The sequence below is a fragment of the Stenotrophomonas maltophilia group sp. SKK55 genome, from assembly GCF_057179845.1.
Window position 1 is genome coordinate 39377 of sequence record NZ_JBXUHP010000010.1, and the last position, 13190, is coordinate 52566.

13 protein-coding genes are annotated in these 13190 nt (G+C 67.2%); 1 reads left to right on the forward strand and 12 read right to left on the reverse strand.

Annotated elements, in window-relative coordinates:
- Positions 1-63: 63 nt before the first annotated feature.
- The 8 genes from AC2A1N_RS04790 to aspS form a co-directional block, all read right to left on the reverse strand.
- Complete coding sequence (locus tag AC2A1N_RS04790) at positions 64-1914, reverse strand: potassium transporter Kup (RefSeq protein ID WP_171953504.1); 1851 nt, start codon at positions 1912-1914, stop codon at positions 64-66.
- A 118-nt stretch (positions 1915-2032) separates the two neighbouring features.
- Positions 2033-2626 (reverse strand): Holliday junction branch migration protein RuvA, encoded by a 594-nt coding sequence (ruvA, locus tag AC2A1N_RS04795; RefSeq protein WP_005418517.1) that lies wholly within the window; start codon positions 2624-2626, stop codon positions 2033-2035.
- A 13-nt stretch (positions 2627-2639) separates the two neighbouring features.
- Entirely contained in the window at positions 2640-3161 is a 522-nt protein-coding gene (ruvC, locus tag AC2A1N_RS04800; protein ID WP_005418518.1) for a crossover junction endodeoxyribonuclease RuvC, read from the reverse strand.
- Positions 3162-3266: 105 nt separating this feature from the next.
- Positions 3267-3998, reverse strand: coding sequence for a YebC/PmpR family DNA-binding transcriptional regulator (locus tag AC2A1N_RS04805; protein WP_005418519.1), 732 nt, complete (start codon positions 3996-3998; stop codon positions 3267-3269).
- A gap of 176 nt (positions 3999-4174) precedes the next feature.
- On the reverse strand, positions 4175-4807 hold the full coding sequence (locus AC2A1N_RS04810; protein WP_032954421.1) for an esterase/lipase family protein: 633 nt from the start codon (positions 4805-4807) through the stop codon (positions 4175-4177).
- 75 nt (positions 4808-4882) lie between these two features.
- Positions 4883-5404, reverse strand: a complete 522-nt coding sequence (locus tag AC2A1N_RS04815; RefSeq protein ID WP_111201913.1) for a GNAT family N-acetyltransferase — start codon at positions 5402-5404, stop codon at positions 4883-4885.
- A 31-nt stretch (positions 5405-5435) separates the two neighbouring features.
- Positions 5436-5747: a hypothetical protein gene (locus AC2A1N_RS04820; protein WP_061480409.1), complete on the reverse strand. Its 312-nt coding sequence runs from the start codon at positions 5745-5747 to the stop codon at positions 5436-5438.
- A gap of 16 nt (positions 5748-5763) precedes the next feature.
- Positions 5764-7515 (reverse strand): aspartate--tRNA ligase, encoded by a 1752-nt coding sequence (gene aspS, locus AC2A1N_RS04825; RefSeq protein WP_061480408.1) that lies wholly within the window; start codon positions 7513-7515, stop codon positions 5764-5766.
- A 158-nt stretch (positions 7516-7673) separates the two neighbouring features.
- Between aspS and AC2A1N_RS04830 the strand changes: the two genes are divergently transcribed.
- Positions 7674-8417: a DUF3011 domain-containing protein gene (locus AC2A1N_RS04830; protein WP_061480407.1), complete on the forward strand. Its 744-nt coding sequence runs from the start codon at positions 7674-7676 to the stop codon at positions 8415-8417.
- 76 nt (positions 8418-8493) lie between these two features.
- On the opposite strand, the gene AC2A1N_RS04835 is transcribed toward AC2A1N_RS04830, so the two are convergent.
- The 4 genes from AC2A1N_RS04835 to blaL2 form a co-directional block, all read right to left on the reverse strand.
- Positions 8494-9138, reverse strand: a complete 645-nt coding sequence (locus AC2A1N_RS04835) for a hypothetical protein (protein WP_242894061.1) — start codon at positions 9136-9138, stop codon at positions 8494-8496.
- A 59-nt stretch (positions 9139-9197) separates the two neighbouring features.
- Positions 9198-10754 (reverse strand): ArnT family glycosyltransferase, encoded by a 1557-nt coding sequence (locus AC2A1N_RS04840; protein ID WP_061480405.1) that lies wholly within the window; start codon positions 10752-10754, stop codon positions 9198-9200.
- A gap of 104 nt (positions 10755-10858) precedes the next feature.
- Positions 10859-12088: a cation:proton antiporter gene (locus tag AC2A1N_RS04845; protein ID WP_061480404.1), complete on the reverse strand. Its 1230-nt coding sequence runs from the start codon at positions 12086-12088 to the stop codon at positions 10859-10861.
- An 83-nt stretch (positions 12089-12171) separates the two neighbouring features.
- Positions 12172-13086 carry a L2 family extended-spectrum class A beta-lactamase gene (gene blaL2 / locus AC2A1N_RS04850; RefSeq protein WP_242894064.1) on the reverse strand — a complete coding sequence of 305 codons (915 nt, stop codon included), beginning with the start codon at positions 13084-13086 and terminating at the stop codon, positions 12172-12174.
- Between the last annotated feature and the right edge of the window lie 104 nt (positions 13087-13190).

Below are 13190 nucleotides of genomic sequence, written 5' to 3' on the forward strand. Positions count from 1 at the left end.
TTGGTCGGCACGGTAGATCCACGCCATGCGTGGACGGATCTCTGGAGGAATCGACGGTGGAGATTAAATCTCCACCTGCGCGCCGAGTTCCACCAGCCGGTTACCCGGAATCCGGAAGAAGCCGGTCGCCGGCGCGGCATTCCGGTGCATCAGCGCGAACAGCTTGTCGCGCCAGATCGGCATGCCGCGGTTGGCGGTGGCCACGATGGTTTCGCGGCTGGCGAAGAAGGTGGTGTCCATCGGGTCGAAGTAGATGCCACCGTGGTCACACGAGCGCATCAGCGCCAGCGGCACGTCCGGGGTTTCCATGAAGCCGAAGCGCACATAGACGCGGTAGAACTCGTCGCCCACCGATTCGATCTTCAGCCGCTGCCCTTCCATCGCATACGGAATCGGCAGGGTTTCCACGTGCAGGAACACGTTGCGCTCGTGCAGCACCTTGTTGTGCTTGAGGTTGTGCATCAGCGCATGCGGGGCCACGGTCGGGTCGGCGGTGAGGAATACCGCGGTGCCCGGCACGCGTACCGGCGGTGCCAGCATCAGGCCCGGCAGGAAGGTATCCAGACGGATGCCGTCCTTGCGGATCTCATCGCGCAGCAGCTCGCGGCCACGGCGCCACGTGCGCATCATGGTGAACAGGAAGATGCCCAGCACCACCGGGAACCAGGCGCCCTGCAGCAGCTTGGCACCGTTGGCGATGACGAAGCCGAGGTCGATGATGAAGAACACCACGCACAGCGGCAGCAGCCAGGCGCGCGCCTTCGGCCACAGCGAACGGGCCACCAGGGCCAGCAGCAGGGTGTCGATCAGCATGGTGGCCGACACCGAGATGCCGTAGGCCACCGCCAGGTTGGACGAGCTGCGGAAGGCCAGCACCAGGCCGATCACCATCACCGCGATGCCCCAGTTGATGCCCGGGATGTAGATCTGGCCGATGGTGTCGTGCGAGGTGTGCTTGATGCGCATGCGCGGGATGTAGCCCAGTTGCATCGCCTGACGCGAGACCGAGAACGCGCCGGTGATGACCGACTGGGACGCGATCACCGCCGCCATCGTGGCCAGGATGATCATCGGGTACAGCGCCCACGACGGCACTGCCTCGAAGAACGGGTTCTTCAGCGCCTCGGGGTGGTTGAGCACCAGTGCGCCCTGCCCCAGGTAGTTCAGCACCAGGCACGGCAGCACGAAGAAGTACCAGGCGTGTCGGATCGGCTTGGCACCGAAGTGGCCCATGTCGGCGTAAAGCGCCTCGCCACCGGTCACCGCCAGCACCACTGCGCCGAGGATGAAGATCCCATGCCAGCTGTGCTCCATGAAGAAGCGGATCGCCCACCACGGGTTGAATGCCTTGAGCACTTCCGGCGCATCGACGATGTTGTAGATGCCGATCGCCGCCAGCGAGATGAACCAGACCGATGTGATGGGGCCGAAGGCCTTGCCGATCTTCTCGGTACCGAAGCGCTGCGCCGCAAACACCATCAACAGCACCACCACCGTGATCGGCACGATGAAGGCATGCAGGCCCGGCGCGGCCACCTCCAGGCCTTCCACCGCACCCAGCACCGATATCGCCGGGGTGATCACGCCGTCACCGAAGAACAGCGACGCACCGAAAATGCCGAGGATGCCGACCACGTAGGCCGAGCGCGAGCCGTTGCGCAGCGTGCGCTGGGTCAACGCCATCAGCGCCATGATGCCGCCCTCGCCGTCGTTGTCGGCGCGCATGATGATGGTCACGTACTTCAGCGTGACCACGATGTTCAGCGCCCAGAACGCCAGCGACAGCACGCCCAGCACGGTGTCGTGGTCACTGTTGAGCCCGTAGTGCGGCGAGAACGCCTCCTTCAGCGTGTACAGCGGGCTGGTACCGATATCGCCGAACACCACGCCGATCGCACCGATGATCAGCGCCATGCCTCCTGCTGGAGGGGCGTGACCGTGGCTGCCGGAGGCAGCTGCGTGCGGGGTTTGACTGCTGGACATGGGACTCCTGGCGATGCTCAGGCGGTTCGTTGAAGGAAAGGGACGCGGCTCAGCGCAGCGCCGACTGCAGCGCCTTGCGGATCACGGTGGCTACCTCGTCGCCTTCATTGAAGGCGTCGCGGGCCATGCGTGCCGCTTCGGCCGGCTTGTAGCCCAGCTGCTGCAGGGCCACGGTGGCATCGGACAGCGGGTCGGCCGGGGCTGGGCCGCTGCCGGTGGGCAGCGCGCCGCCGGCGCCGAACTGGGCGGCGCGGTCACGCAGTTCCAGCACCATGCGCTCGGCAGTCTTCTTGCCGATGCCGGGGATGCGGGTCAGCGCGGTGATGTCACCGGCCTGGACCATGCGCGCGAACTCCTCGACGGAAACGCCGGACAGCACCGCCAGCGCGATCTTCGCGCCGATGCCACTGACCTTCTGCACGTCGCGGAACAAGCGCCGCTCACCCTCGCGCAGGAAGCCGTACAGCGAAACGCTGTCTTCCTTCTGCGCGTAGTGGGTGTACAGCGTGACCTCGCGGCCGAGCTCAGGCAGGTCGTAGAAGGTGCTCATCGGCGCCTCCAGTTCGTAGCCCACCCCGTTCACGTCCACCACCAGCCACGGCGGCGCCTTGTAGGCAACGATGCCGCGCAGTCGACCGATCATTGCGTGCAGCTCCTCATTTGCGGCCCCACGCCTGGCGGGCACTGAGCCCCAGGCGGTTGGCCGTTGCCCGTACGTGGGCATGGGTGATCGCCACCGCCAACGCGTCGGCCGCGTCGGCCTGCAGCTTGGTTTTCAGGTTGAGCATGAGCCCGACCATGTGTTGAACCTGTTGCTTTTCGGCGCCACCACGGCCAACCACGGCGAGCTTGATCTCGCTGGCGGCGTATTCGTGCACCGGCAGGTCGCGCAGCACCACGGCCGAGATCGCCGCGCCCCGGGCCTGGCCCAGCTTCAGCGCCGAATCGGGATTGCGGGCCATGAACACCTTTTCAATGGCCACTTCCTGCGGCTGGTACTCGCGGCACAGGTCGGCCAGGCCCAGCACCAGCAGCTTCATGCGCTGCGGGAAGTCGTCGGCGCCCAGCAGCACCAGTGGCTGGTGGTGCACGTAGGTGACGCGGCCGGCGGCATCGACATCGATGATGCCGACCCCGGTCCGCTGCGAACCGGGGTCGATGCCGAGGATGCGGGTCATGCTGCACTCCTGGCGGGGCGGAACGGGATGCGCTGGCAGGCGTATGGGCTCATGACTGTCCGCGGTGACCGTTCAACGGCCCGCGCCCAGGCCGTCGAAGACGGCTCAGGCGTAGGCGTCGGCGCCGAGTTCGGCGTTGGAATACACGTCCTGCACGTCGTCCAGGTCTTCGAGCATGTCCAGCAGCTTCTTGACCTGCAGGGCGACGTCGCCTTCAACCTTGATGTCGTTGTCCGCGCGGAAGGTGATCTCGGCGTGGTCGGCGACATGGCCGGCGGCGGCCATCGCATCCTTCACCGCGTTGAACGCGTCAGGGCTGGTGACCACATCGATCGAGCCGTCATCGGGGTAGACCACGATGTCATCGGCACCGGCTTCAATGGCCGCTTCGGTGATGGCTTCCTCGTCGGCCCCTGCGGCGAAGCTGAGCACGCCCAGGCGCTTGAACATGAAGGCCACCGAGCCCTCGGTGCCCATGTTGCCACCGCACTTGCTGAACGCATGGCGGACATCGGCCACGGTGCGTACGCGATTGTCGGTCAGGCAGTCGACGATCACGGCCACGCCACCCGGGGCGTAGCCCTCGTAGCGGACTTCCTCGTAGTCGACGCCTTCCAGCTCACCGGTCGCCTTCTTGATGGCACGCTCGATCACGTCCTTGGACATGTTCACGGCCAGACCCTTGTCCACGGCCACGCGCAGGCGCGGGTTGTTGTTGGGGTCGCCTCCACCGCCGCGCGCGGCAACGCCGATCTCGCGGATGATCTTGGTGAAAATCTTGCCGCGCTTCGCGTCGGACGCGTTCTTGCGGGCTTCGATGGAGGGGCCTCTACCCATGGGTGCTACCGTCTGGCTGCTTCAGGATCAAGGCGCGGATTCTACCTGATCGGGCGCTGCAACCGTGTCTAGGCCCGTATTGTTGTAGAGCCGAGCCCATGCTCGGCCCAATGGGCCCGACGGAATGCAGCCGAGCATGGGCTCGGCTCCACAGGGCGGCCCTGCCTCCCCTGCCCCTATGCTGCCGCCGCGTCGCGGCTGTGGTCGAACTTGCCATGACGCAGGAAATGCGCGGTCTGCCGCGCGGCGTCGGGCGACACCACCAGGCCGCTGTGGCTGGTGCGGACCACGCAATGGTCGGCCAGGCCCGGCAGCCGGGTCTCGGCCAGTGCCACGGTGCCGTCGGAGGCATCGTCGATGGCACCCAACAAGCTGCCCAGACCATGCGGCACCGAGCCGGCGATCAGGCCAACCTCGGCCCTGCCCTGCCAGTCCGGCAGGCCATCGAGCAGCAGCTCGCTGCTGCGTCCCAGCGCCAGGCCCCAGCCATGCTCGGACAACGAGCGTGCGGTGCCACTGCCGCGCAGCGGTGAACCCAGGCAGACCACCCGCTGCACCGGCAGCTGCGGATTGCGCCGCAGCGCTTCCAGCGCCAGCAACCCGCCCAGGCTGTGGCCGACCAGCGACAACGGCCCGGCGTCGGCCAACCGTTCCAGCAGCTGGGGCACCGCCACGTCGGGACCACCGAACACCGAGGAGTAACCGAACGCATGCACCTGGAAACCACGCGCGCGCAGGCGCCAGGCCAGCGGCCCGACCCAGGCGCGGGCATTCCAGATGCCATGCAGCAGCAATACGGGGGGAGTCATGCAAACAGCCTGGCGGTCAGCGGGGCAGGAACGTGAGGTGATTGAACACGCGCGCGCAGCAAGCGGCGGTGAACGTCAGGCCGCGCGCGGTGCGCGGCGCAGGATGAATTCAAGATCGTTGGTATTGCCGACCGGGAACAGGTACTCGCCGGCCTTCTCGAAACCATAGCGCGCGTAGAAGCGTTGCGCGCCGAAGTTCTCCGACCACACACCCAGCCACAGCGTGCGCGGGCCTTCGCGCTCCAGCCAGGCCAGCGCGGTTTCCAGCAGGCGGCTGCCCCAGCCGCAGCTCTGCTGCGTCTTGATCAGGTACAGGCGCTTGAGTTCGCCGTCACCGGGTTTCACATCCGGATGCGGCAGGCCACAGGGGCCGGCGGCGGCATGGCCGACCGCCTCCCCATCCAGTTCCAGCAGCCACACCGCGTAATCGGGGTGGGCCAGGATCACGCGCTGGCGCTCGACCGTGTAGGCCTCCTCCAGGAAGGCCTGCAGGTCCTGCGGCGGGTACAGATGGCCGAAGGTTTCGGTGAACGTGCGGGCGGCCAGCGCCGACAGGGTCGGCGCGTCGTCCACAGTGGCGCGGCGGATCGAATACATGCAGGAAGTTGACGCCAGGGCGAAGCGGGGGTCAAGCCTTTTCAGGCGACTCCGCTTCTTCTTCCTCGTCCTCTTCCTCGTACTCCTCTTCGTCCTCGTCCTCTTCTTCCTCGTCCTCTTCGTACTCTTCCTCTTCGTCGTCCTCGTAATCCTCGACGCCGAAGTCTTCACCGTCCCAACGGCCTTCGCCGTCGGCGACGAAGGTCAGGGCCATCGCCGCCGGGTTGGTACCGACGCGGACCAGCCAACCACCGAACACGCGTGCACGCTCGGTGACCAGGTTGGCCTCGGAGCCTTCATTGCCCAGCTTTTCCCACTCCAGCGAAAACGCAAACTCGGTCATTGCCTGGATCTCCTGATCAGTTGGTCTTGGGGCGAACCTGGATGTGCACTTCGGCCAGCTGCGCGTCGACGATCGGCGACGGCGCGTCGGTCATCAGATCCTGTGCACCGGTGGTCTTCGGGAACGGGATGACGTCGCGGATCGATTCGGTGCCGGCCATCAGCGCGGCGATGCGGTCGATGCCGAAGGCGATGCCACCGTGCGGCGGCGCGCCGTAGTTCAGCGCGTCGAGCAGGAATCCGAACTTGGCGCGGGCCTCTTCGGCGCCGATGCCGAGCAGCTCGAACACTGCGCTCTGCATGTCCGGACGGTGGATACGGATCGAACCGCCGCCGATTTCATTGCCGTTGAGCACCATGTCGTAGCCGCGCGAGACGGCGGTACGGGCGTTGGCGCGCAGGTCGGCGATGTCATCCACGGCCGGTGCGGTGAAGGGGTGATGCAGGGCGACGTAGCGCTGTTCTTCCTCATCCCATTCGAACATCGGGAAGTCGGTGACCCACAGCGGCGCCCAGCCATCGGCGATCAGGCCGAAGTCCTTGCCGGCCTTCAGGCGCAGCGCACCCATGAAGTCGGAGACCTTGTTGTAGCTGCCGGCGCCGAAGAACACGATGTCGCCGTTGCCGGCGCCAACATGGGCGACCAGCGCAGCGAAGGAAGCCTCGCTGAAGAACTTCTGGATCGGTGAGCTGACTTCGCCGTTGTCAGCGATCTTGATGTAGGCCAGGCCCTTGGCGCCGTACTTGGCGGCGTGCGCGGCGTACTCGTCGATCTGCTTGCGGCTCAGCGCTGCACCGCCCGGGATGCGCAGCGCGGCGACGCGGCCTTCGGCATCGTTGGCCGGGCCGGTGAACACTGCGAACTCGCTGTCCTTGACCAGTTCAGCCACGTCGACCAGCTCCAGCGCGATGCGCAGGTCCGGCTTGTCCGAACCGTAGCGGCGCATCGCCTCGGCCCAAGTCATGCGCGGGAAGCTGGCATCCAGCTGGACGTCGACCACTTCCTTGAAGATGGCGCGGATCATGTCTTCGACGAAGTCCTGCACGTCGCGCTCGCGCACGAAGGCGAATTCCATGTCCAGCTGGGTGAACTCCAGCTGGCGGTCGGCACGCAGGGCTTCGTCGCGGAAGCAGCGCGCGATCTGGTAGTAACGGTCGAAGCCGGCCACCATCAGGATCTGCTTGAACAGCTGCGGGCTCTGCGGCAGGGCGTAGAACTCGCCCGGGTGCATGCGCGCCGGCACCAGGAAGTCGCGGGCGCCTTCCGGGGTGGCCTTGGTCAGGATTGGGGTCTCGATGTCCTGGAAGCCCTTCTCGTCCAGGTGGCGGCGCAGGGCCTGCACCAGCTTGATGCGGGTGCGCTGCATGCGCTGCATTTCCGGGCGGCGCAGGTCCAGGTAGCGGTACTTCAGGCGGGTTTCTTCGCCCGGGTTCTCGTGGGCGTGGAACGGCAGCGGCGCGGCCTTGTTCAGCACGGTGATGGCAGTGGCGATCACTTCCACCTTGCCGGTGCGCATCTTGTCGTTCACCGCGTGGCGGGCGCGCACGACGCCCTCCACCTGCAGCACGTCCTCGTAGCCCAGCGACGCGGCCACGGCGAACACGTCGGCGTTGTCGACTTCCACGGTCACCTGCACGATGCCTTCATGATCTCGAAGATCGATGAAGCAGACGCCGCCCTGGTTACGGGCCACGTCGGTCCAACCGGCGAGGGTGACAGTCTGGCCAATCAGGGTCTCGTCGACCAGGCCGCAGAAGTGGGTACGCATGGGGGGAAGCTCCGCTGGAGAACGCCGGCACCGGATGGGGGCCGGAAAGCCTCGTATTCTGCGGCCGAGGCCCCGGCCGGGGCAAATCCGGCCAGTCACACCGGCTTGATCATCCCCCTCCCTATAGTCAGGCACCTGCCACCGTATGGGATGCCGCCATGAATCCGCTGTCCCTGGCCCGCCTGGCCGTGACCCTGAGCCTGGGCACCATCGCCACGCTCGCCCTGCCCTCCGCCCCGGCCGCCGCGCAAAGCGGGGTGATCCGTTGCGAGAGCCAGAACAACCGAGAACGCGTGTGCAATACAGGCTGGCGCAATGCGCAGCTGGTCCGCCAGCTGTCCGGCAGCGCCTGCGACGAGGGCCGCACCTGGGGCAGCCGCAATGGCAGCATCTGGGTCAGCAATGGCTGCCGCGCCGAATTCGTCGAGGCCCGTGGTGGCTGGGGCGGCGGCAACGGCGGTGGCTGGGGCGGCAACAACGGCCGGCCCGGCGAGACCATCCGCTGTGAGAGCCAGAACAATCGCGAACGCAGCTGCCCGGTCGGCTGGCGCAATGCCCGCCTGGTCCGCCAGCTGTCCGGCAGCCCCTGCGACGAAGGCCGTACCTGGGGGGTGCGCAATGGCGCGGTGTGGGTCAGCAACGGCTGCCGCGCCGAATTCGCCGAAGCTCGCGGCTGGGGTGGCGGGGGCGGTGGCTGGGGCGGCGGCAACAGCAACTACTCCATCACCTGCAGCAGCAACAACAACCGCACGCAGAACTGCGACTGGGATGAGCGCCAGGGCCGGCCGGTGCTGCAGCAGCAGCTGTCCGGCAGCGCCTGCCAGGAGGGCCGCAGCTGGGGCTACTCACGGGGCCAGGTGTGGGTGAGCAACGGTTGCCGGGCGCGCTTCGGTACGCGGTGAGGGGTAGCGCCGGGCCATGCCCGGCGAGCGCAGTGGCGCGGTCAACTGCAGAAAACCCGCCGGGCACGGCCCGGCGCTACCGGGCTGGCTGCGCGGCCTCATCACCCCACGGCGGCGGCGGCAGATCGACCGGCTTGCTCAGGTCGAACTTCACGCGGAAGCGGCGGCCGTCCGGGCGGGCCAGCTCGTAGACGAAGGTCTGGTCGGGGTCGATCTCCATCGCCCAGGTGTTGTGCGTGGAGGCCAGCATGTCGGCACGACGGAACATCGCCACCGAATCGGAGTCGGCCGGGAACTGCTGCCGCTCGGCGGTGCCCGGTGGCGTGCTGTCGCCGCCATAGAGGGTGATCGCATCCGCGCTGCCATCCGGGTGGCGATGGTCGTGCTTCAGCCGCAGGCCATTTTCGGTACGGGTCAGCACCCAGGTGCGCGAATGGTCATCCCCCACATGGAAGGGAATCCGCAGTTCATGGGCGGGGTCGGCACAGCCGCGCACATGCATGACCAGGCGCTGCCCGGCGAACGGGTCCTTGCCGGTCGGCGCCGGCGTGTCCTCCACCACCCGGCCTTCATAGGCCTGGCCGCAATGCGCGGCGACGGCCGCCATGAAGGCATCGGCCGGTGCGGTCGCCAGATCATGGGCGACCGAATCGGAACGCTGCGAGCAGGCAGCGAGGCTGAGCAGGAGGGCGGAAGCGGTAACTACGGCAGGCAGTCTCATGCCCCAACCCTAACGACCCGGGCCGGTGCGCGCAAACCTTGCGCACCGGCCACGTCACCTCATCGGTGCAGCCAGACCTCGCAACCGCCGACGTCCTGCTTCTGGCCACCGGCGGCATAGCGGCGGATGATCTCCGCCTGCCACTGCTCGCGCTCGGGGCTGCTGCCCACCTGGCTGGGGCAGTTGACCAGTGCGGCCAGCGGCAATCCACCCAGTGCTGCGTCATCTGCAGCCAGCGATGCGAGCACGTCGTCCGATGCCCAGTCCGGAATCATCACCGCGCGGCGGCCGGAGAAATACGGCAGCTCGGAGGACCAGTCCTGACCGAACGCGACCACCACACCCTGCGCCGGGGTGCCGGTCCGGATGGCCTCGGCGATCTGCGAAACCGGTGTCGGCTCGCGTGCCTCCTTGATGTCCTTCAGCGACTTCACCAGGCCAAAGCCCACCGACAGCACGCACAGGAAGATCGCCAGCGCAACGCCACGGCGCGGCTTGCCCGCCGCTTCGGCCGCCAGCACCGTCGACCACAGCACCAGGCCGATGATCGACGTGGCGAACACGATATTGGCCGCCTGGTAGTAGGGATGGGCGATGTGCAGGTTGGTGAAGACCAGGAACGGCGCCAGGTAGGCCAGCAGCAGGACAGCCACCGCCGTGCGCGTGCGCTTCTGCCACAGCCCGGCGATGACGAAGATCAGGAAGATCCAGTTGGAGCCGATCGCACCGGAGAAGCGCTTCTTGAACACCGTGCCCCACCAGGTAGCCGGATCCAGGCGCTGCTGCAGGGTGCCGTAATTCCAGGTGGACAGAGCATCGGAGGTGATCTGCCGGCCCAGCGCCGACTGCGCCTTCAGCGCATCGGCATGCTGCAACCACAGGCTGAGCGTGGCCAGCACGGCAAGCGCGGACAGGCCACCCCAGAACAGCAGCTGCCAATGCTGCTGCAGCCACCGCGGACGCCAGCCGTGCTCGCGCAGGGCCAGCCACAGGAAGGCCAGTGCAACGAACGCGGCAAAGCCGAAGAACGAAGTCACCTTGATGGCCGCCGACAGCACCGCCGCGACGACGGCAACCAGGCCCACCCACGCGCGCGGCTGGCTGCGCAGGCGTGCCATCGCCCAGACAAAGAGCAGGCCAAAGAACACCGCGCTGGATTCCATCATCACCGAGCGCCCCCAGAACTGCGCGTACGGTGAAACGGCGAAGGCGCCGGCCACGGACAGCGCCAGCGTGCGATCAGGGCGCCATGCCAGCAGCGTGCGGTAGACCAGCCAGATGCAGCCGGCATGGAAGACGGTGGAGACCAGCCGCCCGCTGTTGTCGGCACTCATGCCGGTGACGCTGGACAGCAACGCCGCCAACCACTGGTAGAACGGGAACTCGAACGGGATCGACCAGGGCGCGCCCAGCACCGGGGTCACGTAGTCCAGCCAGGGACCGCCGCGCAGCAACCAGTCGATCGACAGAGCAGTCTGTGTCTGCCGGAAACCGGAGGCATCGACCGGGGGCATCGACCAGCTGCAGCCCAGCAGGACCAGCAGCGCGACCGCCGAGAACCACAACAGGATCTTGCCCGGCAACAGGCTGCGGTCTGGGTTGCTTTCCTGGGTCACGCCTGTTGCTCCTGGCTGTGGCCGCCCACGACAGGGCGCGCTTCACGGGCGCGCAGTGTCTGTGTTGGCACGCGGGAGTGCAAGCCGCTGCACGCGTCTGCGGCTCAGCCCTGCGGTGGCAGCGGCGCCTTCGGCGGCTCGGCGTGGCTGACCTCGGTGGCCGCTACCGGTGCGGCCTCGCCCTCGCCCGCCGGCTCCTGCTCCACCGGATCGACGTCGAACGGCGTGCGGAACACCAGCGACGGCAGCAGCGTGGTCAGTGCGGCGTACAGCAGCAGCGCGCCGAACAGCACCGCCGGAATCTGGAAACGCTCGCGCATGATCGCCGCCAGCACCAGGGTGAAGATCAGGGTCGGAGCCAGCGCCAGCGAGACGCGCAGGCTGCTGCGGAAGCTCTCGCCGAACATCACCCGGCGCTGCAGCCAGACCACGCCGATGCGCAGCGGCAGCACCACCAGGGTGATCACGATGCCCAGCCCCAGCGCCTCGAAGCTCAACGCTTCGCTGGGCACCTTGGTGCCCGCGTTGAAGAAGTAGAACGGCACGAAGAACGAGGCGAACAGGCGCAGCGCGTGCAGGTTCTCGTGCGAGGCCAGCAGCGGCATGCGCTGGTGCAGCAGGCGCGCGACCAGGCCGGCGATGAACGCGCCCACCAGGTAATACACGCCCAGCAGGTAGGTGATGTAGGCCGCCACCATGCCGACCATTACCAGCAGCGAGAACTCCGAGCCCGGCGCGTGCGGCGCCACCCAGCGGCCCAGCGCGATGAACAGCAGCGGCAGGCCGACCATCATCGCCAGCAGCGCCAGGCTGGACAGCGCCATGTGGCCCGGATCGCCCGCCTGCAGCACGATGAACAAGGCAGCCAGCGCCAGCAGCTCACCGGCAATGGCCTTGCTGGTGACCCAGAACCGTTCGTCCTCGCTCAGGCCCAGCCGCGACAGCGAGTCCATGATGAAACCGGTCGAGGGCGTCAGCAGCGCCAACGCCAGCAGCCCGGCGGCCTGCCACGGCAATCCTGCGTAACGCCAGGCCAACCAGCCGACGCCGAACAGCGTGCCGGTACGGATGACCAGATGTGCCAACAGCGGCCACATGCCCCGGCGCAGCGCCTGCAGATCCACTTCCAGGCCGGCGAACAGGAACAGCGAGGAAATGCCCAGGGTGGCCAGCAGTCCGATCACCGCATCATGTGCCTGATCCCCCAGCCAGAGCATGCCGATGATGCCGAACAGCAGGCAGGTCAACGGGGCAGGCAGGCTGAAACGCTGCAACGCGCGTGGGATCACCAGCAGCGCGAAGATCAGCAACAGGTAGATCAGTTCATGGCTCATGGGGTCTTCCGTGGGGTTGGAACGCGCGCAGGATGCGCGCGCTGAACCGATCCGGCAAGCCATTTCGAATGACCCCGGTTACCTCATCCGATCATCGCGTCGGCCAGCGTCCCCACCCGTGCAAGCACCGCTGCGCGCTGGTCGTCATCGACCGACGCGCCCTGCAGATAGGCGGTGACCACCCACGCTGCGCCGCCCGCATGCGGCCACAGCACGGCGATGTCGTTGCGCGTGTCATCACCGTTGCTGCCGGTCTTGTCCCCCACCCGCCAGCGCTTGCCCAGCCCGGCGCGCAGGCAGGCATCGCCGGTCTGGTTGTCGATGAGCCAATCAGTGAACTGCTGGCGCGATGCCGGCTGCAGGCCATTGCCCACCGCGAAGCGGGCCAAGCTGGTGGCCATCGCGGCCGGGCTGGTGGTATCGCGCGGGTCTCCCTTCGCGAACAGATTCACGTCCGGCTCGTTGCGGTCATTGCGGGTAACGCTGTCGCCCTGCCCGCGCAGGAATGCCGTCAGCGCCGACGGCCCGCCCACCACCTCCAGCAGCAGGTTGGCCGCCGTGTTGTCGCTGGTGGTCAGCGTGCCCCGGCACAGGTCGCGCACCGTCAGGTCCTTGCCCACATGGCGGCGCGCCACCGGGGCGTAGGACAGCAGATCCTTTTCGGCGATGGGCACACGTGTGTCGAGCGAAACGCGGCCTGCATCGGCAAGGCTCAGCACATGGGCAACCAGCATCGACTTGAACGTGCTGCACATCGGGAAGCGCTCGTCCTGACGATGTCCGCCGATGCGACGGCCGTTACCGGTGTTCAGCACGGTGACGCCCAGTCGGCCACCGCTGGCTTTCTCCAGCGCGGCGAAATCGGCGGCGTCGGCAATGGCGGCGTTCGCGGCGGATAGGCCGGACGATGGGGAAACAGCTCGCGCCAACGCCGGGGCAAGCAGCGAGGAAGCAACGGCAGCACCACTGAACTGCAGGAATCGGCGACGGGCGAGCATAGGGGTTCTCCTGGTGACCACTCGATTATTGGCGCTTCCCCTGCAGCCGACCAGCGCGAAAAATCAAGGCAAGCCATAAGTTTAACTCATGCCTGTCGTAACCA

Coding starts and splice junctions, on each gene's coding strand:
- AC2A1N_RS04790 (WP_171953504.1), bottom strand. CDS start 1,914: ATGGCGCTGATCATCGGTGCGATCGGCGTGGTGTTCGGCGATATCGGT.
- ruvA (WP_005418517.1), bottom strand. CDS start 2,626: ATGATCGGTCGACTGCGCGGCATCGTTGCCTACAAGGCGCCGCCGTGG.
- ruvC (WP_005418518.1), bottom strand. CDS start 3,161: ATGACCCGCATCCTCGGCATCGACCCCGGTTCGCAGCGGACCGGGGTC.
- AC2A1N_RS04805 (WP_005418519.1), bottom strand. CDS start 3,998: ATGGGTAGAGGCCCCTCCATCGAAGCCCGCAAGAACGCGTCCGACGCG.
- AC2A1N_RS04810 (WP_032954421.1), bottom strand. CDS start 4,807: ATGACTCCCCCCGTATTGCTGCTGCATGGCATCTGGAATGCCCGCGCC.
- AC2A1N_RS04815 (WP_111201913.1), bottom strand. CDS start 5,404: ATGTATTCGATCCGCCGCGCCACTGTGGACGACGCGCCGACCCTGTCG.
- AC2A1N_RS04820 (WP_061480409.1), bottom strand. CDS start 5,747: ATGACCGAGTTTGCGTTTTCGCTGGAGTGGGAAAAGCTGGGCAATGAA.
- aspS (WP_061480408.1), bottom strand. CDS start 7,515: ATGCGTACCCACTTCTGCGGCCTGGTCGACGAGACCCTGATTGGCCAG.
- AC2A1N_RS04830 (WP_061480407.1), top strand. CDS start 7,674: ATGAATCCGCTGTCCCTGGCCCGCCTGGCCGTGACCCTGAGCCTGGGC.
- AC2A1N_RS04835 (WP_242894061.1), bottom strand. CDS start 9,138: ATGAGACTGCCTGCCGTAGTTACCGCTTCCGCCCTCCTGCTCAGCCTC.
- AC2A1N_RS04845 (WP_061480404.1), bottom strand. CDS start 12,088: ATGAGCCATGAACTGATCTACCTGTTGCTGATCTTCGCGCTGCTGGTG.
- blaL2 (WP_242894064.1), bottom strand. CDS start 13,086: ATGCTCGCCCGTCGCCGATTCCTGCAGTTCAGTGGTGCTGCCGTTGCT.